The sequence below is a fragment of the Mesorhizobium sophorae genome (assembly GCF_002270415.1).
GTDB lineage: Bacteria > Pseudomonadota > Alphaproteobacteria > Rhizobiales > Rhizobiaceae > Mesorhizobium > Mesorhizobium sophorae.
On the sequence record NZ_NNRI01000001.1, the window covers coordinates 143546 to 161734 of the forward strand.

20 protein-coding genes are annotated in these 18189 nt (G+C 61.5%); 3 read left to right on the forward strand and 17 right to left on the reverse strand.

The features are described from left to right. Positions 1-14: 14 nt before the first annotated feature. The 8 genes from ccoS to ccoN form a co-directional block, all read right to left on the reverse strand. Positions 15-167 (reverse strand): cbb3-type cytochrome oxidase assembly protein CcoS, encoded by a 153-nt coding sequence (gene ccoS, locus CGZ66_RS00585; RefSeq protein WP_095080469.1) that lies wholly within the window; start codon positions 165-167, stop codon positions 15-17. Continuing rightward, the gene (locus CGZ66_RS00590) at positions 164-2452 is read right to left on the reverse strand and encodes a heavy metal translocating P-type ATPase (RefSeq protein WP_095080470.1); all 2289 of its coding nucleotides are present in this window, start codon (positions 2450-2452) and stop codon (positions 164-166) included. The genes ccoS and CGZ66_RS00590 overlap by 4 nt, the downstream gene beginning before the upstream one ends. Continuing rightward, positions 2449-2946 (reverse strand): FixH family protein, encoded by a 498-nt coding sequence (locus CGZ66_RS00595; RefSeq protein ID WP_095080471.1) that lies wholly within the window; start codon positions 2944-2946, stop codon positions 2449-2451. The genes CGZ66_RS00590 and CGZ66_RS00595 overlap by 4 nt, the downstream gene beginning before the upstream one ends. Then, complete coding sequence (gene ccoG / locus CGZ66_RS00600; RefSeq protein ID WP_095081034.1) at positions 2943-4502, reverse strand: cytochrome c oxidase accessory protein CcoG; 1560 nt, start codon at positions 4500-4502, stop codon at positions 2943-2945. Before ccoG ends, CGZ66_RS00595 begins: the two co-directional genes overlap by 4 nt. Positions 4503-4688: 186 nt before the next feature. Next, on the reverse strand, positions 4689-5552 hold the full coding sequence (gene ccoP, locus CGZ66_RS00605) for a cytochrome-c oxidase, cbb3-type subunit III (RefSeq protein WP_095080472.1): 864 nt from the start codon (positions 5550-5552) through the stop codon (positions 4689-4691). Between the two features lie 2 nt (positions 5553-5554). Next, positions 5555-5704 carry a CcoQ/FixQ family Cbb3-type cytochrome c oxidase assembly chaperone gene (locus CGZ66_RS00610; RefSeq protein ID WP_023759205.1) on the reverse strand — a complete coding sequence of 50 codons (150 nt, stop codon included), beginning with the start codon at positions 5702-5704 and terminating at the stop codon, positions 5555-5557. Between the two features lie 12 nt (positions 5705-5716). Continuing rightward, entirely contained in the window at positions 5717-6448 is a 732-nt protein-coding gene (ccoO, locus tag CGZ66_RS00615; protein ID WP_095080473.1) for a cytochrome-c oxidase, cbb3-type subunit II, read from the reverse strand. 12 nt (positions 6449-6460) lie between these two features. Next, the gene (gene ccoN / locus CGZ66_RS00620) at positions 6461-8071 is read right to left on the reverse strand and encodes a cytochrome-c oxidase, cbb3-type subunit I (RefSeq protein WP_095080475.1); all 1611 of its coding nucleotides are present in this window, start codon (positions 8069-8071) and stop codon (positions 6461-6463) included. 87 nt (positions 8072-8158) lie between these two features. On the opposite strand from ccoN, the gene CGZ66_RS00625 reads away from it, so the two are divergent. After that, positions 8159-8695, forward strand: coding sequence for a hemerythrin domain-containing protein (locus tag CGZ66_RS00625; protein WP_425352248.1), 537 nt, complete (start codon positions 8159-8161; stop codon positions 8693-8695). 157 nt (positions 8696-8852) lie between these two features. Here CGZ66_RS00625 and CGZ66_RS00630 read toward each other — a convergent pair whose 3' ends face one another. After that, positions 8853-9581, reverse strand: coding sequence for a Crp/Fnr family transcriptional regulator (locus CGZ66_RS00630; protein WP_095081035.1), 729 nt, complete (start codon positions 9579-9581; stop codon positions 8853-8855). Between the two features lie 158 nt (positions 9582-9739). Here CGZ66_RS00630 and hemN point away from each other — a divergent pair, with 158 nt between their 5' ends. Then, the gene (gene hemN, locus CGZ66_RS00635) at positions 9740-11089 is read left to right on the forward strand and encodes an oxygen-independent coproporphyrinogen III oxidase (protein ID WP_095081037.1); all 1350 of its coding nucleotides are present in this window, start codon (positions 9740-9742) and stop codon (positions 11087-11089) included. Positions 11090-11101: 12 nt separating this feature from the next. Here hemN and CGZ66_RS00640 read toward each other — a convergent pair whose 3' ends face one another. The 5 genes from CGZ66_RS00640 to CGZ66_RS00660 form a co-directional block, all read right to left on the reverse strand. After that, positions 11102-11533: a potassium channel family protein gene (locus tag CGZ66_RS00640; protein ID WP_095080477.1), complete on the reverse strand. Its 432-nt coding sequence runs from the start codon at positions 11531-11533 to the stop codon at positions 11102-11104. A 104-nt stretch (positions 11534-11637) separates the two neighbouring features. Then, entirely contained in the window at positions 11638-11895 is a 258-nt protein-coding gene (locus tag CGZ66_RS41480) for a group III truncated hemoglobin (protein WP_342586828.1), read from the reverse strand. A 188-nt stretch (positions 11896-12083) separates the two neighbouring features. Next, positions 12084-12986, reverse strand: a complete 903-nt coding sequence (locus tag CGZ66_RS00650; RefSeq protein ID WP_095080480.1) for an SUMF1/EgtB/PvdO family nonheme iron enzyme — start codon at positions 12984-12986, stop codon at positions 12084-12086. Positions 12987-13058: 72 nt separating this feature from the next. Continuing rightward, positions 13059-14162: a copper-containing nitrite reductase gene (nirK, locus tag CGZ66_RS00655; RefSeq protein ID WP_095081044.1), complete on the reverse strand. Its 1104-nt coding sequence runs from the start codon at positions 14160-14162 to the stop codon at positions 13059-13061. A gap of 320 nt (positions 14163-14482) precedes the next feature. After that, positions 14483-14929 (reverse strand): pseudoazurin, encoded by a 447-nt coding sequence (locus tag CGZ66_RS00660; protein WP_095080482.1) that lies wholly within the window; start codon positions 14927-14929, stop codon positions 14483-14485. Positions 14930-15176: 247 nt separating this feature from the next. Here CGZ66_RS00660 and CGZ66_RS00665 point away from each other — a divergent pair, with 247 nt between their 5' ends. Next, positions 15177-15881: a Crp/Fnr family transcriptional regulator gene (locus CGZ66_RS00665; protein ID WP_095080484.1), complete on the forward strand. Its 705-nt coding sequence runs from the start codon at positions 15177-15179 to the stop codon at positions 15879-15881. Here the strand turns inward: CGZ66_RS00665 and CGZ66_RS00670 are convergent. The 3 genes from CGZ66_RS00670 to adh all read right to left on the reverse strand — a co-directional run bounded on the left by CGZ66_RS00670 (position 15878) and on the right by adh (position 18111). Beyond that, positions 15878-16093: a DUF1858 domain-containing protein gene (locus CGZ66_RS00670; protein ID WP_095081046.1), complete on the reverse strand. Its 216-nt coding sequence runs from the start codon at positions 16091-16093 to the stop codon at positions 15878-15880. The two genes, CGZ66_RS00665 and CGZ66_RS00670, sit on opposite strands and share 4 nt — an antisense overlap. Before the next feature lie 95 nt (positions 16094-16188). After that, positions 16189-16527: a DUF779 domain-containing protein gene (locus CGZ66_RS00675; RefSeq protein WP_095080486.1), complete on the reverse strand. Its 339-nt coding sequence runs from the start codon at positions 16525-16527 to the stop codon at positions 16189-16191. Positions 16528-16593: 66 nt separating this feature from the next. Continuing rightward, positions 16594-18111 (reverse strand): aldehyde dehydrogenase, encoded by a 1518-nt coding sequence (adh, locus tag CGZ66_RS00680; protein WP_095080488.1) that lies wholly within the window; start codon positions 18109-18111, stop codon positions 16594-16596. Positions 18112-18189: the final 78 nt, after the last annotated feature.

Sequence of the window (18189 nt, forward strand, 5' to 3'; positions counted from 1 at the left end):
CGGCGTCGAGGACGTCAATTTGACTTGTCGTCCCGGTCGATGAGTATCCGTTCCGCCGCACCGTCGAGGTCCTCGTATTGACCGCTCCTCAAGGCCCACAGGAAGCCGGCCAGCCCGAGCGCGCCGAGGAACAGCGCCACAGGTATGAGGCAGACGAGCGTCGTCACGAGGATCGTGCCAGTGCACCAAAGCTGGCGCGCCTGTCGGCCGCGGTGCTTCTTGCTGGTGCGTGCGGCCCAAAGCCCTGCAGCCGTAGCGCGTTGCCAATAACCAGCAGCGAGGAGGCGGACATGGCGATCGCCGCAATCAATGGCGTGACATGTCCCAGGATCGCGATCGGCACGGCGACGGCATTGTAGACGATCGCGATCGCGATGTTCTGGCGTATCAGCCGCCCGGCTTTCCGCGAGACGTCCAGTGCGAGAGGCACGGCCAGAAGGCTTTCGCGCAGGAATACGAAGTCCGCCGCATTGCGGCCAATGTCGGCTGCGGTGGCCGGTGCGATCGAGACATGCGCCGCGCTTAGCGCAGGCGTGTCGTTGAGGCCGTCGCCAACCATCAGCACTTTGTGTCCGTCTTTCGCCAGGGTCTCGATGCATTCGACCTTGCCGGACGGCAGCAGGCACGCAACGAAGTCGCCGACACCCAGAATTTTCGAGACTTCGGCGCAGGCGCCTGCGGTATCGCCAGACAGCATTTGCACCGATACCCCGACATCGTTCAAACGCTCGACTGCCGCCCTGGCGTCGGCACGCAGCGCATCCTCGAAATCGAAGGTGGCGACGATGATGCCGTCTTTCGTCAGGACCGTTCCGCCATAGCCATGCTTGCCTTCGCCGCCGGTCCGGGCCTTCCATCCGGCCCATCCGCGTCGGCCCAGCCGCCAGATGGCTCCCGCGTCGGCAGCTTCGATCCCAAACCCTGGATACTCGGCCACGGCATCGAACTTTTGTTGCCCGCCAGGAGAGGCAAATCCGGCGATGGCCTTCGAAAACGGATGACGCGAATGCGCGGCCATGTCTGCGGCGATTGCCAGCGTGGCTGGGTCGATCGACGACGCATTGACGAGCCGGGGCTGTCCAAGCGTGAGCGTTCCGGTCTTGTCGAACACCGCTGTATCGATCGTCGCCAGGCGCTCCAGGGCCGATCCGTTCTTGACCATGATGCCGTTCTCGAACAGGCGCCGCGCGGCGACCACCTGAACGATCGGCACGGCGAGGCCGAGCGCGCACGGGCATGTGATGATGAGAACAGCAATGGCGATGGTGATCGCCCTATGCCAGTCGCCGGTTGCCGCCATCCAGCCAAGGAACGTCACGAAGGCGGTCAGGTGAACCACAGGGGCATAGAGCGTCGAAACGCGATCGGCGATCCGGCGATAATGCGCCCGGCCGCCCTCGGCGGCCTCCATCAGCCGAACCATTTCCGCCAGGAATGAATCCTTCGCGGCGGCTGTCGCCTCGATCGTCAGCGAGCCGGTGAGATTGAGCGTACCGGCCTGAACCCGTTCCCCCGACGCCACCGTTTTCGGCGTGCTCTCGCCGGAAACCAGCGAGCAGTCGAGATCCGACGCCCCCTGAACGATCTTGCCGTCGACGGGTATCCTTTCGCCGGCTGCGATCAGCAGCAGCATGCCTGGTTCGATGTCGCCAACCGGCAGGTAATCGCGTGCTCCATCGCTGCGCAGGACCATTGCGCCACGCGCCGCCAGCTGCGAGAGGCCTTTCACGGCGGTCCGAGCACGTTCCCGCATGACATGATCCAGCGTGCGGCCGATCAACAGGAAGAACAGCAGCGACACCGACGCATCGAAATAGGCGTGATCGCCATGGTTGATCGTCTCATAGAGGCTCATGGCGTAGGCGAGCGACACCCCGACCGCGATGGGCACGTCCATGTTCATGCGGCCGTGGCGCAACGCATTCCAGGCCGAGCGGAAGAAGATGCCGCCGGCGAAGGCGAGGGCAGGGATGGCGATAAGCGCCGAGACCCAGTGGAACAGGTCGCGGGTCGCGCCTTCGGCACCAGACCAGACAGAGACCGAAAGCAGCATGATGTTGCCCGCCGCGAACCCGGCAACCGCGACGGCGCGGATCAACTCCGAAAGCGTCCTGTCCTTGGCGTCGGCCTCGGGAGCGAAGAGATGCGCCTGGTAGCCGAGCCGCCCAATCGCGGCGACGAACGGTGGAACCTCGTCCCCACGCCATCGGACCGAGACCCGTTTCGTCGACAGGTTGACACGAGCGCCCTCGACGCGCTCGAGTTTTCCCAACGCCGTCTCGATCGTCTGGATGCAGGCTGCGCAATGAACCGTCGGCACGGAAAGATCGGTCTGGCGAAGGTCATCGCCAAGCGATCGGCTCGCCAGCCGGATCTCCTCGCTAGATGGCAGGACCGATGTGGTGCTCGAGACATCCAGCGCCATTTCAGCGCCCGGCGCACAACAGCTCATTGCAGCGCTCCATGGGAAATCATGATCCTGCGGACGTCGCGATAGGGTTTCGCCAGACCGGCATCGGCGTCGATCTCGACGATCCAGACGCCGTCCTTCGGCATGTGCTGCGCGGCAAACTCCTGGCCGGAGGCGAGCGCGAGCGTGACGGCCTTGTCCTCTTTCTCGTAGGCGGGATGGCGAAACAGCACCTTGACGCCATGCAAGGGAACAGGCTTGCCGGCGGCGTCGGTGAGCCCGTAGCGAACTTCGCCCCATGCGATGGTCAGCTTGCCGGTCCAGCCGAGCGCTGCCTGCGCGCGACCCTCCTCGGCCTGCTTGTTGAATTGCTGGCTCGCCACATAGGTGTTTTCGACGACAAGGCCGGTCCAGCTCGTGTTGGCGAGCGTCGCCATGGTCAGATTGACCGCGATCACCACCCCGAAAAAGGCAAGGATGATGGCCAACATGTGCCTGCCGGTGAATTCGCGGGATTTCTGCGTATTCGCGCTCATCTGGCGGTCTCCGGCGCGTTGAAAGTGGCGGTGTATTCGTCCGCCTCGAAACTCGCCTTGTCCTCGACACGGAACTTGAAGGTCTGCGCTATGCCGCGGATCTGACCCACCGGCTGGCGCACGAAGACCTTCAGCATCTTCAGGCGGTCGGGCTCGACCGGAATGGCGAAGGAACGGCCTGCGGGGATGTCGTCGCCGACCACGCTCATTTCAGCCCCTGGCAAGCCTTGCATGGTGACGACGATCGTCCTTGGCTCGGGGATCATGTTGAGCAGCTTGACCGTGTAGCCGTTGCGGATCGAACCGTCGGACAGCGTGACGAATTGCGGATTGCGGTCATGCAGCACGTTGACTTCGAGCCTGTCGCGCGTCAGCAGCGAATAGAGCAGGCCCAGGCCGATCAGCGACCACAAGCCCATGTAGACATAGGTGCGTGGGCGAAAGATCTTGCGAATATGGAAATGGGCCACCTTGTCGGAGAACAGGCCATCAGCGGTCCTGACCAGCGACGGATTGACTGAACCGGAGCCGCCCGCGGTCGCCAGCATCATATTGGCGTTGTAGTCGGAGAGCGTTGCGTAGGAGATCAGCCCGCGCTCCTTGCCGAGCTTGTCCATGACGCCGTCGCAGGCGTCGATGCAAAGCGCGCAGGTGATGCATTCGAGCTGCTGGCCGTCGCGAATGTCGATCCCCATCGGGCAGACCGCGACGCAGGCATTGCAGTCGACGCAGTCGCCTACGGGCTGCCCTGCTGCTTGCACCTTCTTGGCGTGGCGCGAGCGCGGTTCGCCGCGCCAGTCATTGTAGGTGACGGTGAGCGAACTTTCGTCCAGCATGGCTGCCTGGATGCGCGGCCATGGGCACATATAGGTGCAGACCTGCTCGCGCATCAGCCCGCCGAACGTATAGGTCGTCGCCGTCAGCACGGCGACGGTGATGTAGGCGACGGGTGCCGCAGTGCCGGTGAAAAGCTCGCCGACCAGCGTCGGCGCATCGGCGAAATAGAAGATCCAGGCGCCGCCGGTCGCCGCACCGATGACCAGCCAGATGGCGTGCTTCGATACCCGCAGCACGAGCTTGCGGGCGGTCCACGGCCCGGCATCGAGCTTCATGCGCGCGTTGCGGTCGCCCTCGATGGCCCGCTCGACGACCAGAAACAGATCGACCCATACGGTCTGCGGGCATGTATATCCGCACCAGGCACGGCCAACCGTGGATGTGACCAGGAAAAGACCGACGCCGGCCATGACCAGCAGGCCGGCCACATAATAGAATTCCTGCGGCCAGATTTCGATGAGGAAGAAGTAGAAGCGGCGGTTGGCGAGATCGAGCAGCACGGCCTGGTCCGGAGCAAACGGACCACGATCCCATCGCAACCACGGTGTCAAATAGTAGATCCCGAGCGTGATCGCCATCACCAGCCATTTGAACTGGCGAAAGCTGCCCGAGGCCCGCTTAGGGAAGATCTTCTTGCGCGCGGCATACATCGGCTGGCGCACTTTGGCGGAGTTGACCGCCTCGGCCTCGAGCCGTTCTACCTGCGTATTGTCCAGCACATGCACCTCCACTCGCGCGGGCGGCAATCTGCCCATGCCTGGGCCGCCAGCGTCGGGAAGTCTTGCCGCAGGGCAGCGCCACGCGCGTTGATGCAAGTCAAACCGGGTTGCCGAAACAAACCGAGGCCCGGACACGCCGGGCCTCGTCGCTCGGGCGGTGAAGGGATGAGAATAGGCCCCCGCTTCCTATTCTCCGCCGCCAAGCGAATGAACGTAGACCGCCAGTTCCTTGACCTTGGCTTCGCCCAGGCGTGCGCCCCAGGCTGGCATTACCCCCTGCTTCGGCGCGCGAACCTGAGCGGCGATGGCTGTTTCGCCGGAGCCATAGAGCCATATTGCGTCGGTCAGATCTGGAGCCCCGAGTTCCTTGTTGCCTTTTGCGTTGTCGCCGTGACAGGAGACGCAGTTTTCGGCAAAGACCTTGGCGCCGGGCGCGATCAGGCTTGCGTCCTGGACCTTGCCGGAAAGGCTGGCCACGTAGGCGCTCACCTGAGCGATCTGGTCAGCGGTTATGATGTCGCCAAAGGCAGGCATTTCCGACAGGCGCGTATCCGGATCGGACGCGAAGCGGATGCCGTGCGTGATCGTCTGCTGGATCTGCTCGGCCTTGCCGCCCCAGAGCCAATCGTCGTCGTTGAGATTGGGAAAGCCCTTGGAGCCCTGGGCGCCGGAGCCATGGCATTGCACGCAATTGACCTTGAAAGCGGCGCCACCGGCAGCGACCGCGAACTCGCGCAAGGTGTCGTCCGCGGCAATCTCCGAAACGCTCTTGGACTCCACCGCCGCAACATACTTGCCCTTGGCGGCTTCCGCAGCGGTCAGTTCGTTCTTGACCTCGTTACGGCTGGAATAGCCAAGCACGCCCTTGGTTGCCGAGTGCAGCAGAGGCCATGCCGGATAGGCGATGGTGTAGCCGATCGCCCAGACGATGGTGACGTAAAACGTGACGACCCACCAGCGCGGAAGCGGGTTGTTCAGCTCCCGGATGCCATCCCATTCGTGGCTGGTGGTCGAGACGCCAGAGATTTCGTCGATGTGCTCGTCGCTCATGATCACTCGTCCTCAAGGGGAATCCGGGCGGCTTCGTCGGCCAGCTTGCGGCTGCCGGGGCGGAGCGCGAAGGCGATTGCGCCGACAAAGAACAGCGCCATGGCGACCAGACCCCAGCTGTCGGCAAACTCTCGCATCAAATTGTAATCCATGGATAAGACTCCTCAGCGGTAGCCGGCGGCTTCGTCGTAGTTCTTGAAATCGACCAGCGTGCCGAGCATCTGCAGATAGGCAACGAGGGCATCCATTTCGGTCACCTGTTGCGGGTTGCCGTCGAAGTCGCCGATCTTGGCTTTGGGATAGCGGGCTTCGAGGCCGGATGTGTCGGCGTTGGGATCGGCCTGCGCCATCAGATCGGCATTGGCGTGCGCGATCATGTCATCGCTGTAGGGGACGCCGACCCGCCTGTTGGCGACCAGATGCGTCGAGAAGTCCTTCACGTCGATCGGCGCGTCTTTGAGGAACGCGTAGCTCGGCATGATCGATTCCGGGACGACCGAACGTGGATCGGCAAGGTGCTCGACGTGCCATAAATTCGAGTAACGGTCGCCAACCCGGGCGAGGTCCGGTCCGGTGCGTTTCGATCCCCATTGGAAAGGATGGTCGTACATCGACTCTGCCGCCAGGCTGTAGTGGCCGTAGCGCTCGACCTCGTCACGGAAAGGCCTGATCATCTGGCTATGGCAGAGGTAGCAGCCCTCGCGCACATAGATGTTGCGTCCCGCAAGTTCGAGCGGCGAGTAAGGCCGCATGCCCTCCACCTTCTCGATCGTGTTGTCGAGATAGAAGAGCGGCGCGATCTCGACGATGCCGCCTACGGTCACCACAAGAAGAGAGCCAACGAGAAGAAGCGTGGCGTTCTTCTCGATGAGTGCATGTCTGTCCATCAGGCTCATTCTCTGGCTTCCTTATTCGGCAGGCTGCAGGGAGGGTGCGGAGCCCGGCATCGGCTCTTCCGCGCGCTGGTATCCGAGGATGGTCATGGTGATGTTCCAGGCCATGATCAGGGCACCGGAGAGGTACATGGCCCCGCCGATCGCGCGCATGACATAATAGGGGTGCATGGCGGCGACGGTTTCGGCGAAGGAGTAGACCAGGAAGCCTTGCTCGTCGTATTCGCGCCACATCAGGCCCTGCATGATGCCGGACACCCACATCACCGCCGCGTAGACGACGATGCCGAGCGTCGCCAGCCAGAAATGCCATGTGACCAGCCGCAGCGAGTAGAGGCGTTCACGGTTCCAGAGCTTCGGCACCATGTAGTAGATCGCGCCGAACGAGATCATGCCGACCCAGCCGAGCGCACCGGAATGGACGTGGCCGATGGTCCAGTCGGTATAGTGCGACAGCGAGTTGACCGTCTTGATCGACATCATCGGCCCCTCGAAGGTCGACATGCCGTAGAAGGCGATGGCCATCACCATCATGCGGATGATCGGATCGGTGCGGAGCTTGTCCCAGGCGCCCGACAGCGTCATCAGCCCGTTGATCATGCCGCCCCATGACGGCATCCACAGCATGATCGAGAACACCATGCCGAGCGTCTGCGCCCAGTCGGGCAGGGCGGTGTAGTGCAGGTGATGCGGACCGGCCCAGATGTAGAGGAAGATGATCGCCCAGAAATGGATGATCGACAGCCGGTAGGAGTAGACCGGCCGGTTCGCCTGCTTGGGTACGAAGTAATACATCATGCCGAGGAACCCGGCGGTCAGGAAGAAGCCGACGGCGTTGTGGCCGTACCACCACTGCGTCAGCGCGTCCTGCACCCCGGAAAAGGCGGAATAGCTCTTGGAGCCCAGGAAGGAGGCCGGCATCGACAGGTTGTTGACCACATGCAGCATCGCGATGGTCACGATGAAGGACAGGTAAAACCAGTTGGCGACGTAGATATGCGATTCCTTGCGCTTCAGGATCGTGCCGAGGAACAGGACGAGATAGGCGACCCAGACGATGGTCAGCCAGATGTCCACATACCATTCGGGTTCGGCGTATTCGCGGCTCTCGGTGATGCCGAGCAGATAGCCGGTCGCCGCCATGACGATGAAGAGTTGGTAACCCCAGAACACGAACCAGGCGAGATCGCCGCCGAACAACCTCGCGCGGCAGGTGCGCTGCACGACATACAGGGACGTGCAAAGCAGCGCGTTGCCGCCGAAAGCGAAGACCACGCCCGACGTATGCAGCGGCCGCAAACGGCCGAAATTGAACCAGGGCTGGATGTTGAGATCGGGGTAGGCGAGCTGCAGCGCGATGACCACGCCGACCAGCATGCCGACGATGCCCCAGAACATGGTGGCGATGGCGCCGTAACGGACTGGCCCATCCATGTAAGCGGATGCGTCGATGGGAGCGGCAGCTTCAAAGCTCGTGTTGCGGATAAGCACGGCGACAAAACCGAGCAGCACAAAAAACAGCACCCACATGTGCTGCCGGAAGGGCTCGTCCACACCGAAGCCAGCGGCCACCAGAGCCGCAAATGTAAAAAGGGCCAAAGCGAAGATTTGTGTGCCGAATTTCATGACATGTCCCCGACCTCGGATTCCGATGCGCGGACGCCAATCCGCCTGGACACCAATTCCTCAGCCGCGTTGTCACCGCCTTGATCCATGTCAAAGCTCAGCGCTTTCGGATTGGGCAGCGTGGTCTTGCAAACCAACCGGGGGCTGCCGTTGAGCCAGACGAAAGGATCGGGAACGTCGCTGTTCGCAGCAGGCGATGAAAATCCCGCACCAGCCGATCGATCCTGCAGAGAAGCGGTCCCGGCCGCGGTGATGAAGCGCGCGCACAGGGAAAAGCTGCAGCTCTGCGATGCCCTGGAGAGAATTGCAGACGCCTTGCCCAGCGTCGATCGTCTGAAATGTCTCGGCACGGCCAACGCGATCGTTCCGTTGCTGCGCAACATTCATCGATACGAAGAGACGGTCATCTTTCCCGCCTACGATGCCGCTTTGACCGGCGGCGGTGCGAACCTTGCCTCAACCCGGCGATTGCGGGCCGAACATGTGGAAGACGAATGCTTTGCCAGTGAGGTGACCGAAATATTATTGGCCATCGGTCATGGTGAGACAGTCGAGAACCCCGAAACCATCGGCTTCATGTTGCGCGGGCCTGTTCGAGAACTTGCGGCGGCACATCGCGTTTGAACGTGAGCACGTCCTGCCGATGATCGGGATCGTCGACCGGGACTAGAGCATGATGCCGAAAAGTGTGAGGCGGTTTTCGGTCGAAATCATGCTCTATCGCTTTTGATTTAGAGGCGGATTCAGCTTTCAGGTCGATTCGACCTGAAATCATCCGGCTCTAGGCGCCAGAGCGGCTCGCCAACCGGGTGAGGCTGTCCACCGTCACATGCCGATTGTTGTCGATCCGGATCACGGCGTCTGTCCGCAGCCGGGTCAATTGGCGGCTCACCGTTTCGATCGTCAGGCCGAGGAAGTCGGCGATGTCTGCGCGCGTGAGCGGCAGGTCGAAGCTCGTCGCGTTGGTGGCTGGATCGAGCGTGGGATCGATGTTTCTGGCAATCATCAGCAGAAAGCTCGCCACTTTTTCCGCAGCGGTCTTGCGTCCCAGCGTCACCATCCAGTCGCGTGCCTCGTCGAGTTCGTTCAGTGTTTGCTTGAGCAGGCGATGCTCGAGCTCCGGCGATTGCTTCATCATCCGTTCGATCGCCGTCTTCGGAAACGAGCAAAGGGAGACAGCAGTCGCCGCTTCCGCGTTGATCTCGCTTTCCATCTTGAAAGGTCGTCCCAGAAAGTCCGGCGCGAACTGGAGGCCGACGATCTGCTGGCGTCCGTCCGAAAGGCTCTTCGTCAGCTTCACCACCCCGGAAAGCACGTTCGAGTAGCTGTCGACGGTTTCGGCGTCGCCGATCAGTTCGCTGCCCGGCTCGACACTGTGCCTTGACGAGGTCTTGGCGAGCCCAACCAATTGGTCGGGGTCGAGGGCACCGCAAACGCCGCGATGCCTTGCCTCGCATGATTGGCAAAGCACAGGAATGCCGGCGCTATGAATATCCTCACGCACTGTCATCACGATCGTCCGAGGATCCAGAGTATCGGCAAAATAGCATCGGCCCATTGAAAACGCCTTGTGGCAGTTTGTCCGGTGCAAGGGCTTTGACCGAAATCAAGGCATTGGCGTCCCGTCGCGGCCATTTTCCTGGCCATGCAAACACAAGGGATGGCGACATGCGACCGGAACTAGCTGCCAGGCTTGGCGAGAACGTGCCGCGCTACACGAGCTATCCGACTGCGCCGCATTTCCATCCGGGGGTCGATGCCACTGTCTGTCGAGGCTGGCTGGAGGCGCTCGGGAATGGCGATGAGATTTCCCTCTATCTGCATATTCCCTACTGCGACAGGCTCTGCTGGTTCTGCGCCTGCCACACAAAGCAGACACGTCACTATGACCCGGTAGCGGCCTATCTCCGCTCTTTGCATGCCGAGATCGCCACTATCGCCCGCATTATCGGTGGCAAGGCCGAGGTGCGCGCGGTCCACTTCGGTGGCGGCTCTCCGACGATGCTGAAGCCCGAGGACATGGTGGAGCTGGGGAAAGCATTGCGGGCCAGCTTCGATTTTCTTCCGGACGCCAAGATCAGCGTCGAAATCGATCCCAATGATATGGATGACGCCCGCCTCGATGCGCTTGCCGAGATCGGCATGACCCGGGCGAGCCTCGGCGTCCAGGATTTCGACCCGAAGGTGCAAAAGGCAATTAACCGCGAGCAGAGCTTTTTGCAGACCAAAACGGTCGTCGACGGCGTTCGCACGCGCGGCGTCGAATCGGTCAATCTGGACCTGCTCTACGGCCTGCCGCACCAGACCAGGGAGAGCGTGTCCTCCACCGTCGCGCAGGCATTGACCCTGGAACCGGACCGGATGGCATTGTTTGGCTACGCGCATGTGCCCTGGTTCAAGAAGCATCAGACGATGATCGACGAGGCATGGTTGCCGGGTCCGGCGGAGCGGTTTGCTCAATCACAGCTGGCCGCTTGTCTTATGCTGAACGCGGGATATGAAGCCGTCGGCTTCGACCATTTCGCCAAGCCCAACGATGCGTTGGCCGTAGCAGCCCGAACCGGCTGCTTGCGCCGCAATTTCCAAGGCTACACGGAGGATCGCTGCGAAACACTGATCGGCCTCGGCCCATCATCCATCAGTCAATTTCGCCAAGGCTATGCGCAGAACATGCCGTCGACCGCGGAGTATGGGCGCATGGTCTCAGACGGTGGGCTGGCGGCTGTCCGCGGTATCGCATTTTCCGACGACGACCGTGTTCGCGGCTGGATCATCGAGAGGCTGATGTGCAACTTCGCCTTCTCGGCGATCGAGCTGGTGGAGCGCTTTGGCCAAGCCGGCCAAAGACTTCTGCTCAAGGCAAGTGCCACTGCTCTTGATGGTCCTGCGCGATTGCTCGAACTCGATGGCGACAGCTTCGTCGTGCCGGCGGAAAGTCGCCCCTTTGTGAGAAGCATTGCGGCGAAGTTCGACAAATATCTTGAAGCCGGCAAGGCCAGGCATTCGGTAGCGGTCTGAGCGTCCACCCGGTCAAAAGTGCTCGCCAGCCCTGAACGGGCCGATGCGTGTTCCGGCCGCGATGAGATAGGCGGTCGACCAGCCGAGCAGAAGAAAGCCGTTTACGCCTTCCAGCGCCGCCAGCACGCGCCAGTTATGGGCCGGCACCACGTCGCCATAGCCGACGGTCGAAAAGGTGATGGTGGAAAAGTAGAGCGCGGTCTCAAAGTCGGGCAGGACGCCGAGCAGGCGGTACACGCCTGCCCACAACCAGACCTCGGCCGTCATGACGGCAAAAAGGCCCATCACCACGCTGATCATTGCAATGACCCGGCTTCGTCGACCATGCATGCGAAATCGCGCCACCAGATGTCCCATCGCACGGGTGACGGCAATGAGGCCGAAGGTGTGAATGACGACCGTCAGGCTTATGACGATCGTGCCGACGAAGAGGTTGAGAGCCATGCGAGGAAACTAGGAGCCGCGAGGGACGCTTTCCTTGCGTAAAATCAAACCTGGCGCTGGCCTTTCGAGCCTTGAAGCAATCGGTCGGGTTTCGCCAAGTTCGCCTATTGGCCTGCGCCTGGCGCGGCGGGACCAAGGCGAAAGAACATCGCCAGTTTCAGGCTTGCCGCGATCCGCTCGGCCCTGTCGACAAACACTGCCGCCGTTTCCGGGGCGAAGAGTTCGGCCGACGTCTGGCCGAAGAGGGCCTGCCAGATATCGAAATCGGCTTCGGTGACATCCTTGAGTTTGAGGTGCGCCGGCACCGGGCGTCCGTGATAGTCGCCGCTCTTGAGGATGACAGAACACCAGAAGTCCGTCATTTTCTCGAGATGAGGCTCCCAATCCCCGGTGATTTCGCGCGCGAAAATCGGACCGAGACGCTCGTTCTGTCTGACCTTTGCATAGAATTCGCGGACCAGTTTCCCGATGGAAGTTCGATCAACGCCGCTATGGTTCAGAGCCTGTTCCGCGACAGGACGTGCCCGGTCAACCGGAGCGGATTTTGAAGTCATTCGTGCACTCTTGATTCTGCTGCAGTCAGGGTCAATCCCAAGCTGCGAATGGTAGTTTGAAAGAAACCTGTCCGGTCGCGTACAAGCCGGAAACCCAGATTGTCGGGCGGCGTTCCTACGGCGCAGCCGCCGCTCTTACCGTCCCGAATGAAGTTCGACATATAGGTGCGGTGGAAGCCCTCCACAGCGTGCACTCCACAATTGTCGATCGAACTCGCGGTGCGCTTTCCGTCGCTGCCTATCGTGGCGTGCGAATAACATGTCGAGGTCCATTCCCAGACATTGCCTGCAATGTCCGACAGGCCCTTTGAATTGGTTCCGAAGGCGCCTTGAGCTCTCGGCTCGGGATCAGGTTTGCGTCCGAGCGCAGCCTCCTGGCGATACTGTGTCAGCCAGCGTCGCGCCGGGTTGTTCGGGTCGCTTTCGCCACCGTCGATGTCACCTTTGAACCGCTCGCCGGCGGCGTAAGCCCACTCCACATCCGTGGGCAACCGCCATGCCTCGCCTGTGCGGGCTGACAGCCAGGTCGCATAGGCTTCGGCATCGATGTGGCTGACGCCGGTGACCGGCACGTTGCCGATCTTGCGCGAGTCGGCGGGCTTGCAGGCACCGTCCGCCACGCAAAGTCCATAGTCCGACACGCTTACCTGGTATTTCATGATTTCCAATGGCGCATCGATGGTTTCCTGCACCACAGGCGCTGCGACGGTATGGTTCTGCTTGAGGAATTCGCCGGGCTGTGGGTGCTCGAACGAACCGGGCCCCAGGACCACAAGTTCGCTCACGGCGACAGGTGGCGGGAATTCCAATGAAGCCCTGTCGAGCGCATGGGTTATGCCCAAGCCGATCAGTGCGGCAGCCGCAGTTGTTCCGAATGTGAAGACAGGATCGAAGGGCATGGCACCAAGTCCGGCCGCACGTGCAACCTGTTGGCTCCGCCGCAAGGTTGCACTGAAGATCGGATCTCCCGTTTACGAGGCGATCGGCTTGGGTGCTTCGACCTGCATCATCAGATCGTCGTCCCAGGTTCCGTCGACGACAAAGTGCGCGGTTGCGCCAAGTTCCACCGCCTCGATCAGATTGTGGTTCACATACGCGTAGATGCCTGGCTGCCGGAACGTGTAGAGCGCCGACCCAGCCGACCCGCCGCGGATGAACCAAGTTTCCAGGTCCTTGGCCGGAGGGTTGGCGAACTTGCCCTGTTCCCAGACAAAGTCGCCATGGCCGCCGATCAGGTGCGGGCGTGTGTCACGATTGGCCTGCGAATGAACGATCAGTATCGTTTCGCCGACCTTCGCCCTCATCGCGTTGTCGCCAGTCAGCGATCCCGCCTTGCCGTTGAACACGACATGGGTGGGGATCAACCCGCGCATGACCTTGACCGTATCATCGTAATTGTCGCCGGCGGTTTCGTATTTCTTGAATTTCCCCTGCTCGTCGCGGGGGACGTAGAAATCGTTCTCGCCGATGTAGAAGATGCGGTCATAGCGAACGGGCTTGCCCTTGTCGTCCTTGAGGCCGTCGCGCGGCAGTATCATCACTGCTCCGCTCATCCCCGACACGACATGCCACGGGATCATCGCGCCACCAGGCGCACAGTGGTAGACGAAGGTCCCCGTACGCGTCGCCTTGAAGCGCAGCGTGACCTGTTCGCCAGGATTGACCAGGGTCAGGCCGCCGCCGCCAAGCGCGCCGGTGGCGGCGTGGAAATCGATATTATGGGCAAGCGTATTGGTCTCGGGATTGATCAGCGTCAGTTCGATATAGTCGTCTTGATGTACGACCATCAGAGGGCCCGGAATCGAGCCGTTGTAGGTCATCGCATTGAGCTGCGTGCCGTCGGCATCGATGATCATCGGCTTCTCCTCGATCGTCATGGTGAATTCGACGACCTTTGGACCGCCCTTGGCCACTTGGTCATGGGCGTGGACGAACGGCGGCGCGACGAGGGTGACCTTTTCGCGCGGTAGACTTGCAACTTCGGCTGCACTTGCCACAACCGGCATTGCAACAACGGCCGCGGCTGCGGCCGCGGTAAGGACAGAACCTAACAAAGCTTCTCGTCTCGTAAGCATTTCCATCTCCTTTGTTCACCGATCTGATGCGCTAAGAATAGTCTGCTCGCGGGCCACGTCTTTGCGCTGGCGCAAATCCGATTTCATTTGTTGCGTTGCTCGATTGATTGGGTGGAGCAGCCGAGCCCGGCCGGCCGAGGTTCACTGACTGCCAGCTCCAGATCAGCAACCTTGGATAAGGCAACCGCTGGGGACGGGAGGATCGTGTCGCGGACTGCCAATCGTGACCCATATGAAATAGGCCGGACCAGACCGCTCCCCCCGGTCTGTCCGGCCTCTGCCTCCGGAAGATCGTCAACCGGAGGGCATCCTGGAAAAACTCAGTTGGAAGCAGTCTTGGTCGCTTCGGCAAACAGTTCGGCAAATACGGTTTTGGCTTTGCCGACCTGCTTGACGGCCTGCGCCGCTTCCAGGTTGGCGGGCTTGCCGACCACGATCAGCGCAACCATGCCCATGCCGTAATGTGGAGCGCACTTGACGCCATAGACGCCCTCCTTGGTGAGGCTCACGATTACTTCTTCGCTGGGCTTCCCTTTGAAAGCTTCAGCCCCGTCCGGGATCATTCCTTTGATGCTCTCGGCATTGTGGGATTTGTCGGTCGGCACAAATTTGATCGTGTCTCCGGGCACGGCCCGAACAAAGGCGGGCTGGAAGACCATCGAACCTTTCTCGCCCTTGTTCAGCATCTGCACGACGTGTTCTTCAGCATTCGCGGCACCGGCGACGGAGAGCAGGGCGATGGCCGCGGCGATCAGTGGCAGTTTCATTTGGAAATCCTTTTCTTGAGTTCGTCACGGCTTCAACCGTTGCCTTCTTCTAGGTCATCAGGCGGCTTGGCGATTTGCGCTGGCGCAAACTCATGAGCAAAAACATCCTTGGAGCTTCTCGTTTGGCGTGACGCGTGGACGAGAGCCAAAGCATGCGCCCCTTGCCCCGCATCAGTCGCCGTGAGAACACTCTTTGGCAGACCGGCTTGGATGCATTGGCCGCGGTCAAATTCGGGAGGGGACAGGGTTGGCTAGCCTCGATCGCTCGCTGATTGCAGGGCTTTCTGTCTTTGAGGGCGTCGCCGCCGCGGATCTCGACCGCATCGTCGGCCAGGCCAGGTCGCTCCGGATCGCCAAGGACCAGCCGGTGTTCGAGCAGGAGCAGGAAGCACATTCCTTTTTCCTGCTGCTCGACGGACATGTGCGCGTCGTGAAATCAACCCCGGACGGTCACGAGGTGACTGTGCGGTACATAAGTCCGGGCGAGTTGATGGGCATCGCCCATGCGCTTGGCCGCACCACCTATCCGGCAAATGCGATCGCTGCCGTCGATTGCGTGGTTCTTGCCTGGGCAAGCCATCTATGGCCGACATTCGCAGCAAACTTCCCGAGCTTCAGCGCCAACACTTACAAGGCCGTGGGCAGCAGGCTGCAGGACGCCCATACGCGCGTCATCGAGATGGCCACAGAGCAGGTGGAACAGCGCGTCGCTCATGCGATGCTGAAGCTGGTCAAGCAGGCTGGCAGGAAGACAGAGGAAGGAATTCTGATCGACTTCCCGATCTCTCGTCAGGACATTGCCGAGATGACGGGAACAACGCTCCATACGGTGAGCCGGTTGCTCTCGGCCTGGGAAGACCAGGGATTGGTCAAAAGTGGACGGCAGAGGGTGACAGTGGTCGAACCTCACCGGCTCCTCCTGATCGCGGAAGGCCGCGCCGAGAAAAGTTAGTCAGGCTTGGTGCTTTCGATCGCGGCCCGCAAATCGCGGCCGAGTTGTTCCTCGTTCAGATCGTGCTCGCGTGCCGCGTCGGAAACGGTATGGAACGAAGCAATCGGGCAGCCGACGCAAAGCATGCCGTGCTGGAGCACCACCCGGATGGCCGCCGGCGACCGGTGCATGATTTCGTCCATCGTCGCATCGTCGCTGAATTTGCGTTTCATGCCGCTTGCCCACGCTTGGAAGCGGACATGCTGCATCTGATTTCCGGGATGCTCGTTGCGCTGGGACAAAGAGGAAGCAGCCGATTGGACCCTCATCACCTATGAACGGCGCAGATCGTCGACCGCGTCAGGAACCGCTTCTCCCGTCCGTTGTCCAGCGAGAACATGCCGCCGCGACCAGGTACTACGTCGATAATGAGATCGGTATGCTTCCAGGCCTCGAATTGCGAAGCCCCGATGTAGAAGGGCGCGTCTTCGATGTGGCCGAGCAGCACATCATGGTCGCCGACGATGAAACCGGCACGCGGATAGCACATAGGCGAAGAACCGTCGCAGCAACCGCCGGATTGGTGGAACAGCACCGGTCCATGCTCGGCAACGATCTCCGCGATCAGTTCAAGGGCTGCCGGCGTCGCCGTGACCTTCGTATGCATGTCTTTTCCGGATTCAGAATGGGGACGCGGCCCCTCGCGGAGCCGCGCTGTGAGCCAAACAGGGGATCAGAAGAAGCCGAGCTTCTTCGGGCTATAGCTGACCAGCATGTTCTTGGTCTGCTGGTAGTGGTCGAGCATCATCTTATGGGTCTCGCGGCCGATGCCGGACTGCTTGTAGCCGCCGAAGGCGGCATGCGCGGGATAGGCGTGGTAGCAGTTGGTCCAGACGCGGCCGGCCTGGATCGCACGGCCGAAGCGGTAGGCGCGGTTGCTGTCACGCGTCCAGACGCCGGCGCCGAGGCCATAGAGCGTATCGTTGGCTATCGCCAGCGCTTCATCGTCGTCCTTGAAGGTCGTGACCGAAACCACCGGTCCGAAAATCTCCTCCTGGAAGATGCGCATCTTGTTGTGGCCCTTGAACACCGTCGGTTTGACGTAATAGCCACCCGCCAGATCGCCGGGCAGGACGTTACGCGACCCGCCGGTCAGCACCTCGGCGCCTTCCTGGCGGCCTATGTCGATATAGGACAGGATCTTTTCCAGCTGCTCGGACGAGGCTTGGGCACCGATCATCGTCGCCGGGTCAAGCGGATCGCCCTGCACGATCGCCTCGACGCGCTTGAGGGCGCGTTCCATGAAGGTGTCGTAGATCGATTCGTGGATGAGCGCACGGCTTGGGCAGGTGCAGACCTCGCCCTGGTTCAGCGCGAACATGACGAAGCCTTCGATCGCCTTGTCGAAGAAGTCATCGTCCTCGGCGACAACATCCTTGAAGAAGATGTTGGGCGACTTGCCGCCCAGTTCCAGCGTGACGGGGATCAGGTTCTGGCTGGCATATTGCATGATCAGCCGGCCCGTCGTGGTCTCGCCGGTAAAGGCTATCTTGGCAATGCGCGGCGAGGATGCGAGCGGCTTGCCGGCCTCGAGGCCGAAACCGTTGACGATGTTGAGCACGCCTGGCGGCAGCAGATCGCCGACAAGATCGGCCCAGAGCAGGATGGCCGCCGGTGTCTGCTCGGCAGGCTTCAGCACGACGCAGTTTCCAGCTGCAAGCGCGGGAGCAAGTTTCCAGCAGGCCATCAGCAGCGGGAAGTTCCACGGGATGATCTGGCCGACCACGCCGAGCGGCTCGTGGAAATGATAGGCGACGGTATCGTCGTCGATCTGGGAGAGGCTGCCTTCCTGGCCGCGCACGGCGCCGGCGAAATAGCGGAAATGGTCGATGGCGAGCGGCAGGTCGGCAGCGGTCGTTTCACGGATCGGCTTGCCGTTGTCCCAGGTTTCGGCGCATGCGAGGAGATCGAGGTTTTCCTCCATGCGATCGGCGATGCGGTTGAGGATAAGCGAGCGCTCGGCGACGCTGGTGCGCCCCCAGGCGTCCTTGGCGGCGTGCGCGGCGTCCAGCGCTGCCTCGATGTCCTGCGCATCCGAACGCGCCACCTCGCACAGCAGCTGACCGTTCACCGGTGAGTGGTTTTCGAAGTAGCGGCCGGAGCGCGGCTCGGCCCATTTGCCGCCGATTAAATTGCCGTAACGCTTGTCGAAGGGCGCCTTGACCGAGCGTGAGAATTCTACCTTGTTCATGTGTCTTCCTCCCAGAGCTGACGCCGCGGAATGCGACGCTTGGGAAGGGAGACTCGCGATTTCCGCCGCTATTGTCAC

What these genes read in the sequence shown, in the direction of transcription:
- CGZ66_RS00625 (WP_425352248.1), top strand. Translation starts at nt 8,159, where the DNA reads ATGTCAAAGCTCAGCGCTTTCGGATTGGGCAGCGTGGTCTTGCAAACC.
- CGZ66_RS00630 (WP_095081035.1), bottom strand. Translation starts at nt 9,581, where the DNA reads ATGACAGTGCGTGAGGATATTCATAGCGCCGGCATTCCTGTGCTTTGC.
- nirK (WP_095081044.1), bottom strand. Translation starts at nt 14,162, where the DNA reads ATGCTTACGAGACGAGAAGCTTTGTTAGGTTCTGTCCTTACCGCGGCC.
- adh (WP_095080488.1), bottom strand. Translation starts at nt 18,111, where the DNA reads ATGAACAAGGTAGAATTCTCACGCTCGGTCAAGGCGCCCTTCGACAAG.
- ccoN (WP_095080475.1), bottom strand. Translation starts at nt 8,071, where the DNA reads ATGAAATTCGGCACACAAATCTTCGCTTTGGCCCTTTTTACATTTGCG.
- CGZ66_RS00660 (WP_095080482.1), bottom strand. Translation starts at nt 14,929, where the DNA reads ATGAAACTGCCACTGATCGCCGCGGCCATCGCCCTGCTCTCCGTCGCC.
- CGZ66_RS41480 (WP_342586828.1), bottom strand. Translation starts at nt 11,895, where the DNA reads ATGACGGACTTCTGGTGTTCTGTCATCCTCAAGAGCGGCGACTATCAC.
- hemN (WP_095081037.1), top strand. Translation starts at nt 9,740, where the DNA reads ATGCGACCGGAACTAGCTGCCAGGCTTGGCGAGAACGTGCCGCGCTAC.
- CGZ66_RS00610 (WP_023759205.1), bottom strand. Translation starts at nt 5,704, where the DNA reads ATGGATTACAATTTGATGCGAGAGTTTGCCGACAGCTGGGGTCTGGTC.
- ccoP (WP_095080472.1), bottom strand. Translation starts at nt 5,552, where the DNA reads ATGAGCGACGAGCACATCGACGAAATCTCTGGCGTCTCGACCACCAGC.
- CGZ66_RS00640 (WP_095080477.1), bottom strand. Translation starts at nt 11,533, where the DNA reads ATGGCTCTCAACCTCTTCGTCGGCACGATCGTCATAAGCCTGACGGTC.
- CGZ66_RS00590 (WP_095080470.1), bottom strand. Translation starts at nt 2,452, where the DNA reads ATGAGCTGTTGTGCGCCGGGCGCTGAAATGGCGCTGGATGTCTCGAGC.
- CGZ66_RS00675 (WP_095080486.1), bottom strand. Translation starts at nt 16,527, where the DNA reads ATGCATACGAAGGTCACGGCGACGCCGGCAGCCCTTGAACTGATCGCG.
- CGZ66_RS00650 (WP_095080480.1), bottom strand. Translation starts at nt 12,986, where the DNA reads ATGCCCTTCGATCCTGTCTTCACATTCGGAACAACTGCGGCTGCCGCA.
- CGZ66_RS00595 (WP_095080471.1), bottom strand. Translation starts at nt 2,946, where the DNA reads ATGAGCGCGAATACGCAGAAATCCCGCGAATTCACCGGCAGGCACATG.
- ccoO (WP_095080473.1), bottom strand. Translation starts at nt 6,448, where the DNA reads ATGAGCCTGATGGACAGACATGCACTCATCGAGAAGAACGCCACGCTT.
- CGZ66_RS00670 (WP_095081046.1), bottom strand. Translation starts at nt 16,093, where the DNA reads ATGAAACGCAAATTCAGCGACGATGCGACGATGGACGAAATCATGCAC.